The organism is Methylibium sp. T29, from assembly GCF_000576205.1.
GTDB classification, from domain to species: domain Bacteria; phylum Pseudomonadota; class Gammaproteobacteria; order Burkholderiales; family Burkholderiaceae_C; genus Methylibium; species Methylibium petroleiphilum.
Window position 1 is genome coordinate 1 of sequence record NZ_AZND01000158.1, and the last position, 8007, is coordinate 8007.

The 8007-nt window shown below is 70.8% G+C and carries 7 protein-coding genes and 2 pseudogenes; 4 read left to right on the forward strand and 5 right to left on the reverse strand.

Going from position 1 to position 8007, the window contains the following annotated elements:
• Nucleotides 1-74: 74 nt before the first annotated feature.
• The 3 genes from x551_RS15695 to x551_RS15705 all read right to left on the reverse strand — a co-directional run bounded on the left by x551_RS15695 (nucleotide 75) and on the right by x551_RS15705 (nucleotide 2578).
• A complete protein-coding gene (locus tag x551_RS15695) occupies nucleotides 75-347 on the reverse strand; it encodes a hypothetical protein (RefSeq protein WP_216701336.1) in 273 nt (90 codons plus the stop codon).
• Between the two features lie 114 nt (nucleotides 348-461).
• The gene (locus x551_RS15700) at nucleotides 462-1358 is read right to left on the reverse strand and encodes a DMT family transporter (RefSeq protein ID WP_036235009.1); all 897 of its coding nucleotides are present in this window, start codon (nucleotides 1356-1358) and stop codon (nucleotides 462-464) included.
• A gap of 59 nt (nucleotides 1359-1417) precedes the next feature.
• Nucleotides 1418-2578: an aromatic ring-hydroxylating dioxygenase subunit alpha gene (locus x551_RS15705; RefSeq protein ID WP_036235011.1), complete on the reverse strand. Its 1161-nt coding sequence runs from the start codon at nucleotides 2576-2578 to the stop codon at nucleotides 1418-1420.
• A 269-nt stretch (nucleotides 2579-2847) separates the two neighbouring features.
• Here x551_RS15705 and x551_RS15710 point away from each other — a divergent pair, with 269 nt between their 5' ends.
• The 4 genes and pseudogenes from x551_RS15710 to folE2 all read left to right on the forward strand — a co-directional run bounded on the left by x551_RS15710 (nucleotide 2848) and on the right by folE2 (nucleotide 6848).
• The gene (locus x551_RS15710) at nucleotides 2848-3108 is read left to right on the forward strand and encodes an exodeoxyribonuclease VII small subunit (protein ID WP_036235012.1); all 261 of its coding nucleotides are present in this window, start codon (nucleotides 2848-2850) and stop codon (nucleotides 3106-3108) included.
• On the forward strand, nucleotides 3105-3998 hold the full coding sequence (locus tag x551_RS15715; RefSeq protein ID WP_036235013.1) for a polyprenyl synthetase family protein: 894 nt from the start codon (nucleotides 3105-3107) through the stop codon (nucleotides 3996-3998). The genes x551_RS15710 and x551_RS15715 overlap by 4 nt, the downstream gene beginning before the upstream one ends.
• Before the next feature lie 7 nt (nucleotides 3999-4005).
• Nucleotides 4006-5900: pseudogene (gene dxs / locus x551_RS15720) on the forward strand (1-deoxy-D-xylulose-5-phosphate synthase).
• A gap of 127 nt (nucleotides 5901-6027) precedes the next feature.
• A pseudogene (gene folE2, locus x551_RS15725) lies at nucleotides 6028-6848 on the forward strand (GTP cyclohydrolase FolE2).
• A gap of 164 nt (nucleotides 6849-7012) precedes the next feature.
• Here folE2 and x551_RS15730 read toward each other — a convergent pair.
• Nucleotides 7013-7675, reverse strand: coding sequence for an HAD family hydrolase (locus tag x551_RS15730; RefSeq protein ID WP_036235019.1), 663 nt, complete (start codon nucleotides 7673-7675; stop codon nucleotides 7013-7015).
• A partial coding sequence (locus tag x551_RS15735; RefSeq protein ID WP_036249393.1) for an aminotransferase class IV occupies nucleotides 7672-8007 on the reverse strand: 336 nt, incomplete at its 5' end. The genes x551_RS15735 and x551_RS15730, both read right to left, overlap by 4 nt.

Here is an 8007-nt window from a genome sequence, read left to right on the forward strand (position 1 = left end):
CGCGCGGGAGGCGAACATCGCGCCCTGCCGGTCGTAGACCACCACCGGCGTGGCCGGGGTGATGCCCAGGCGCGTCAGCGTTGCGGCGAAGGCTCGCGCGTCGGCAGCGGGTGGCGGCCGCGGAAGCGGCCGTCGGCGGCCGGCGTGTGGTCGGCCAGGTCGCGGTCGAGGTGCAGGTAGTGGGCGCCGGGCAGATGGCCCTCGCGGTAGCTGCGTTCGCCGGCCGCGGGATCGGCCAGGTCGAACGAGGTGTCGACCACGACGGTCGGCGCGCCGGCAGCCAGCCGCTCGCGTAGCGCCTCCGCGTCGATCAGCGGCATGGGCAGGGTCGAGGCAACACGGTTCAACTCACTTCTCCTCGCAAGCGACCCGAGGCAGCGCGCGGCCGCCGCGGATCCGGCTCCGCCGGTCCGCCAGCGGCGCCCCTGGAGGGGGAGCGCCGAAGGCGCAACGGGGGTGGGTCATGTTTCAAGGGTCGATTGCACCGCATCCCGCGGCGCCGCGCGGTTGCGCAACTGCGTGGCGGCGATGCCGGCAGCCACCACCAGCGCCATGCCGCCCAGCGCCATCGGCGTGACCGGGTCGTCGAACAGCAGCGCGCCGAAGATGAAGGAATAGACGATACCGAGGTACTGCAGGCTGGCGTTCACCAGCGGTCGCCCGGTGGCGTAGGCGCGCGTCATCAGCAACTGCGCGGCGGTGGCGAAGCCGCCGACAGCGAGCAGCATCAGCGCCGCGAAGGTGTCGGTGTGGGCCGTGAACCCGCCGGACGGCAGCGCCGTCAGCAGGCCGGCCGCCATGCCGCCGACGGAGAAATAGAACACCACCCGCGGCTCCGGTTCGCCGGCCCGGCCGAGCGCGGTGACCTGCAGGTAGGCCACCGCCGACAGCAGGCCCGACAGCAGGCCCATCAGGCCGTACCAGAGCTGGTCGCGCTCCATCGTCGGCCGCAGGATCAGCGCCACGCCGATGAAGCCGACCAGCACGGTCGCGATCAGCCGGCCGTCGGTGCGCGCGCCGCCGAGCATGATCGCGCCGCCGATCAGGAACAGCGCCATCCACACCGAGGACATGTAGTTCAGCGTCATCGCGGTCGCCAGCGGCAGGCCGGCGATCGAGTAGAACCACAGGCTGAGCGCGGTGACGCCGCTGGCGCTGCGCCAGAAGTGCATCGCCGGCACCGGCGTGCGCACGCCGTCACCTCGCCGGTGCAGCAGCGCCGCCATCGACAGCGCGCCGATGAGCCCGCGGTAGAACACGATCTCGCCGGTGCCGTAGTGCGCCGAGGCGTACTTGACGCACACGCTCATCGCCGCGAACAGCAGCGTGGCGAGCATCATCAACAAGGAGGCAGGCATTGCGCGGGTCCGGAACCGGAAGGCGGGCCGCGCTGGGCGACCCTGGGGCGGCGCGGCGGTCAGCGCGGCAGCGCGATGCGCCGCCGATACCACTCGTGGAAGTGCTGCATGCCGTCTTCCATCGGGCTCTGGTAGGGGCCGAACTCGTCGTCGCCACGTCGCCACAGCGCCTCGCGCCCGGCATCCATGCGCAGCGCGATCTCGTCGTCCTCCACGCAGGTCTCCATGTAGGCGGCCTGCTGCGCCTCGACGAACTCGCGCTCGAACGCGGCGATCTCCTCGGGGTAGAAGAACTCGACCACGTTGAGCGTCTTGCGCGGCCCCTGCGGCACCAGGGTCGAGACCACCAGCACATGCGGGTACCACTCCAGCATCACCGTCGGGTGGTAGGTCAGCCAGATGGCACCGTGCTTCGGCGGCGCGCTGTCGTGCGCGTCGCGGCGGTAGTTCAGCAGCGCCTGGTGCCAGCGGCCATAGACGTCGGAGCCGGGCTTGCCCAGCGCCTCGCCGGCATGGCGCGCCACGCCGACGGTCTGCAGCGAGTGCTCGGGGCCCATTTGCCAGCGCAGATCGTCGCAGGCGACGAAGTTGCCGAGCCCGGGGTGGAAGGGGCCGACGTGGTAGTCCTCGAGGTAGACCTCGATGAAGGTCTTCCAGTTGTAGTCGCACTGGTGCAGGTGCACGCGGTCGAACACATAGCCCGAGAAGTCGAACTCCGGCGGCAGCGCGAGGCCGGCCAGGTCGGCGTGCACGTCGCGACCGATCCGCTGGCCGTTCACCTCCCGCGGCGCCTCGAACAGCAGCCCGTTCCACTGCTGCACCGGGTAGTTGTTCAGGTGCAGGCAGGGGTCGTCTGGGAAGTGCGGCGCGCCGACCAGCTGCCCCGACAGGTCGTAGGTCCAGCGGTGCAGCGGGCAGACGATGTGGTCCTTCGTGTTGCCGCGCCCGCGCAGCATCACCGCCTGGCGGTGGCGGCAGACGTTGGAGATCAGCTCGATGCCCTGCGGCGTGCGCACCAGCGCCCGGCCTTCGCCTTCCTGCAGAAGCGCATGGTGGTCGCCGACCTCGGGCACCGAGAGCGCGTGCCCGACGTAGCGCGGGCCAGGTCGGATGATGAGCTCCTCCTCGCGGCGGTACAGATCCTCGTCGAAATAGCTCGACACGGGCAGCTGCGCGCGGCTGCGCCCGAGGACTTCGCGGGTGATGCTCAGGTCGGACATGATCCGAAGGGGTCTCCGATATCCGGTGCCGGCCGTCGGTGACGGCTTGGGCGCACGCCGTCACGGCGACGGCAGGGGCACCTGCGTGCTGCAGGGAGGAGATGGGATTCTATCGGCCTCTGCTCCGGGAGCCGGGGGAGGCGCGGTCCGATGACAGCAATCCCTAGGGCCATTGCGCGGCGGAGCCTGTGGAGGCGCCTCACAAATGCTCACGCACCCCGGCATGGCTTGACGCCCGGCTGACTACAATCAGGTTTTGACGCGATCACATGGCCAAGCAAGCACACGCCAGCGGGCCCAGCCCCTCGATTCCTGACGCCGAACCCGCCAGCTACGAGGCGGCGCTGGTGGAGCTCGAACAACTGGTCGCGGCCATGGAGGCCGGCCAGTTGCCGCTTGATCGCCTGCTCGACAGCTACCGCCGCGGCGCGGTCCTGCTCGGCTACTGCCGCGGGCGCCTCGAAGCGGTGGAGCAGCAGGTGCAGGTGCTCGAGGCCGGCGAACTCAAGCCCTGGGCCACGGCGGCATGAAGCGCGACGAATTCGACGCCTGGTCGCGCGACCGCCTCGAGCAGGTCGAGGCGGCGCTGGAACGCTGGGTGCCGGCGCTGGCGCCGGCCGGCCTGGGCGACGCCATGCGCTACGGCGTGCTCGATGGCGGCAAGCGCCTGCGTCCGTTGCTGGTGCTGTCGGCGGCCGAGGCCGTCGGCGCGACCGACAGCGAGGCCGCCCTGCGCGCAGCCTGCTCGGTGGAATTGATTCACGCCTACTCGCTGATCCACGATGACATGCCCTGCATGGACGACGACGTGCTGCGGCGCGGCAAGCCCACCGTGCACGTGAAGTTCGGGCAGGCGCAGGCCATGCTGGCCGGCGATGCGATGCAGGCCCTGGCCTTCGAGGTGCTGACCCCCGAGGACGACAGCGTGCCGCTGGCGCTGCAGGCCCGACTGTGCGGACTGCTGGCCCGTGCCGCCGGGCAGGACGGCATGGCCGGTGGGCAGGCGATCGACCTGGCCAGCATCGGCCGGCCGCTCGACGAGCAGTCGCTGAGCGACATGCACCGCCGCAAGACCGGTGCGCTGCTGCAGGCCAGCGTCATGATGGGTGCGGCCTGCGGCGATGCGAGCGCGCAGGCCCGGCAGGCGCTTTCCGAGTACGGTGCGGCGCTCGGCCTGGCCTTCCAGGTGGTCGACGACATCCTCGACGTCACCCAGGCCTCCTCCACGCTCGGCAAGACCGCCGGCAAGGACGCCGACCAGAACAAGCCCACCTACGTGACCGTGCTCGGCCTGAGCGCGGCGAAGCGCCGGGCCCAGACGCTGCGCGAGCAGGCCCAGGCGGCGCTGGCCCGCAGCGGCCTGCCCGACGCGGCCTGGCTCAGCGTGCTGGCCGACAAGGTCGTCGAGCGCGATTGCTGAACCGTCCATGAAGTCCTATCCCTTGCTGTCCACCATCGACCAGCCGGCCGACCTGCGCGGCCTGTCGCGCGCCGAGCTCAAGCAACTGGCGCAGGAGCTGCGCGACCACGTGCTGACCAGCGTGTCGCAGACCGGCGGCCACCTGTCGAGCAACCTCGGCACGGTGGAGCTGACGATCGCGCTGCACCACGTCTTCAACACGCCGCAGGACCGGCTGGTGTGGGACGTGGGCCACCAGACCTATCCGCACAAGATCCTGACCGGCCGTCGTGACCGCATGGCCGGCCTGCGGCAGCTCGGTGGCATCAGCGGCTTCCCGCGCCGTGACGAGAGCGAGTACGACACCTTCGGCACGGCGCACTCGTCGACCTCCATCTCCGCCGCGCTCGGCATGGCGCTGGCGGCCAAGATCAAGGGCGAGGATCGCCGTTCGGTCGCGATCATCGGCGACGGCGCGATGACCGCCGGCATGGCCTTCGAGGCGCTCAACAACGCCGGCGTGTCCGGCGCCAACATGCTGGTGGTGCTGAACGACAACGACATGTCGATCTCGCCGCCGGTGGGCGCGCTGAACCGCTACTTCGCGCGGCTGATGTCCGGGCGCTTCTACAGCGCGGCCCGCCAGGGCGCCAAGAGCGTGCTGAAGAACGCGCCGCCGCTGCTCGAGCTGGCGCGCCGCTTCGAGGAGCACGCCAAGGGCATGATCGTGCCCAGCACCATCTTCGAGGAATTCGGGTTCACCTACGTCGGCCCGATCGACGGCCACGACCTCGACTCCCTGATCCCGACGCTGGAGAACCTGCGCGACCGCAAGGGCCCGCAGTTCCTGCACGTGGTCACGAAGAAGGGCTACGGCTACAAGCTGGCCGAGGCCGACCCGGTGGCCTATCACGGCCCGGGCAAGTTCAACCCGGCCGAGGGCCTGAAGAAGGCCGCCCCCGGCAAGCCCAGCTTCACCCAGGTGTTCGGCCAGTGGCTGTGCGACATGGCGGCGAAGGACACGCGCCTGGTCGGCATCACGCCCGCCATGCGCGAGGGCTCCGGCATGGTGGAGTTCGAGCAGCGCTTCCCGGACCGCTACTTCGACGTCGGCATCGCCGAGCAGCACGCCGTGACCTTCGCCGCCGGCCTGGCCTGCGAAGGGCTGAAGCCGGTGGTGGCGATCTACTCCACCTTCCTGCAGCGCGGCTACGACCAGTTGATCCACGACGTCGCGATCCAGAACCTGCCGGTCGTGTTCGCGCTCGACCGGGCCGGCATCGTCGGCGCCGACGGCGCCACGCACGCCGGGGCCTACGACATCGCCTACGTCCGCTGCGTGCCCCACCTCAGCCTGATCGCGCCGGCCGACGAGAACGAATGCCGCCAGGCGCTGACCGCTGCGTTCGAGCAGCAACATCCGGTGGCCGTGCGCTACCCCGCGGTGCGGGCGTCGGCGTGGCCGTCCAGCCCGAGCTGACGGCGCTGCCCTGGGGACGCGGCGAACTGCGGCGCGAGGCGCGCGGCGGCGGTCGCCGGATCGCGATCCTGGCCTTCGGTACGCTGCTCTATCCGGCGCTGGCCGCGGCCGAGAAGCTCGACGCGACGGTGGCCAACATGCGCTTCATCAAGCCGCTGGACACCGAGCTGGTGCTGAGCCTCGCGCGCAGCCACGAGGCCCTGGTCACGGTGGAAGAAGGCTGCCTGCAGGGCGGCGCCGGCAGCGCGGTGCTCGAGGCGCTGCAGGCCGCCGGCGTCAACCTGCCGGTGCTCACGCTGGGCCTGCCCGACGAGTTCGTGGAGCACGGCGACCCGGCCAAGCTGCTCGCGCAGCTGGGCCTGGACGCCGCGGGCATCGAGCAGAGCATCCTCAAGCGCTTCGGCGCCAAGCTCGAGCTGGTGCGGCCGGCGATCAACGGCTGAGGACTATCGCCGCCATCGAGGCGACAAGGCCCCTGTCGCCCTTGCAACAGCCGCGTCTGATACAAACTGTCATGCTCGCGAACGAATTCAACGCCCGAAGCCGCACACGCCGGCCGGCGCGACGCCCATGAACGACATGACCCACGCCTCTGCCCTCGGCCTGACGCAACACATCCCCGACACGCAGAGCGAGCGCGACGAACGCCATCTGGCGATCCAGCGTGTCGGCGTCAAGGAAGTGCGCTATCCGCTCACCGTGCGCATCGGCGAACAGCTCTCGCCGACCGTGGCGTCCTGGAGCTCGATGTGGCGCTGCCGGCCGAGCAGAAGGGCACCCACATGTCGCGCTTCGTCGCCTGGCTCGACGCCCTCAGCGCCTCCGGCAAGCCGCTCGACGCCACCGCGCTGCGCGACGAGCTGGCGGTGATGCTCGACAAGCTGCATGCGGTCGAGGGGCGCATCGAGGCGCGCTTCCCGTTCTTCATCCGCAAGCATGCGCCGGTGTCCGGCGTGTCGAGCCTGCTCGACTACCAGGGCGCCTGGATCGCCGAGCACCGTGCCGGTAGCGGCACGACGGTGTGGTGCGAGGTGGTGGTGCCGGTCAAGAGCCTGTGCCCGTGCTCGAAGGAGATCTCCGACTACGGCGCGCACAACCAGCGCTCGCACGTGACGATCCGCGCCGAGGTCCACGGTGAGCTCGGCTTCGAGGCGCTGGTGCGCTTCGCCGAGGCCTCGGCGTCGAGCGAGATCTGGGGCCTGCTGAAGCGCCCCGACGAGAAGTGGATCACCGAGCGCGCCTACGAGAACCCGAAGTTCGTCGAGGACCTGGTGCGCGACGTGGCGCTGCGGCTCAACGCCGACGCCCGCATTGGACGCTACCGCGTCGAGGTCGAGAACTTCGAGTCGATCCACAACCATTCGGCATTCGCGGTCATCGAACGCGAATGAGCTCGCGCGCAGCGCGGGCGGCGCCGGGTCGGCGCCCGAAGGGTTGCGGCAACGGCTCACTTCGCGCAGCGAAAGTGAGCGTTGTCACAACCCACACCGAAACTCAGGCCTTCGCCGTCATCGAACGCGAATGACGCGCCGGTGAGCGGCGGCCGCGGCCGCCCTCAGCCCCCCAGCATCTCGATCGGCCAGCCCTCGAACTGCGCGATTCCCCGCAGCGAAGCGTCGGGGCGCACCGCGACCGGGTAGCGCACGGCGCGCAGCAGCGGCAGGTCGCTGGCCGAGTCGCTGTAGAACCAGCTGTGTTCGAGCCGGGCCAGCGGCCGGCCCTGGCTGTCGAGCCAGGCCTTCACCTTGTCGAGCTTGTGGGTGCCGTGGCAGGGCGCCCCGACGATCTCGCCGGTCGGCACGCCGTGGCTGTCGACCGCCGATTCGGTGGCGAGCACGTGCTCGATGCGGAAGGCGCGCGCAAAGCGCTCGGCGATGAGGCGCGACGTGGCCGTGACGACGCAGCACAGGTCGCCCACGCCCAGGTGGCGCGCCACCAGCACGCGGGCGGCGTAGGGCAGCCGCGTCGACACCTCGGTCTCGAACTCGTCGAGCCAGTGCGACAGCTCGGCACGCGTGAGCCGCGTCAGCGGCGCGAACATCGAACGGTGCAGGGCCGCGATGTCGAGCCGCCCCTCGACATAGGCCTTGCAGTGCGCCAGGTAGTCGGCTTCCTGCTCCGCCTCCACGACACCGCGCGCGACGAGGAAGCGGGTCCACTCCATGCCGCTGTCGTAGGGCAGCAGTGTGTGGTCGAGGTCGAACAGCGCGAGCTTCATGTCGCCAACCGGGCCGGCACGGCACCGCGCAGCGCGTTGCACACGACCACGGCCTCGGCCCGCGCCAGGTCGGCGCGCGTCAGCGGGCGCTCGGCGGCAGCCCAGGCCGGGTCCTCGAGCAGCAGGCCACGCATCACGCCGGGCAGCGCACCGTCGGCGAGCGGCGGTGTCCACCAGCGGCCGTCGAGCTGCAGGAACACGTTGCTGCGGCCGCCCTCGACCAGCCGGCCGTCGGCCGTGAAGAACAGGCTGTCGAAGGCGCCGACAGCCTCGGCGGCCCGCACGCCGGCGTCGTAGGCGGCGCGCAGCGTGGTCTTGTGGCCCGCCAGCGG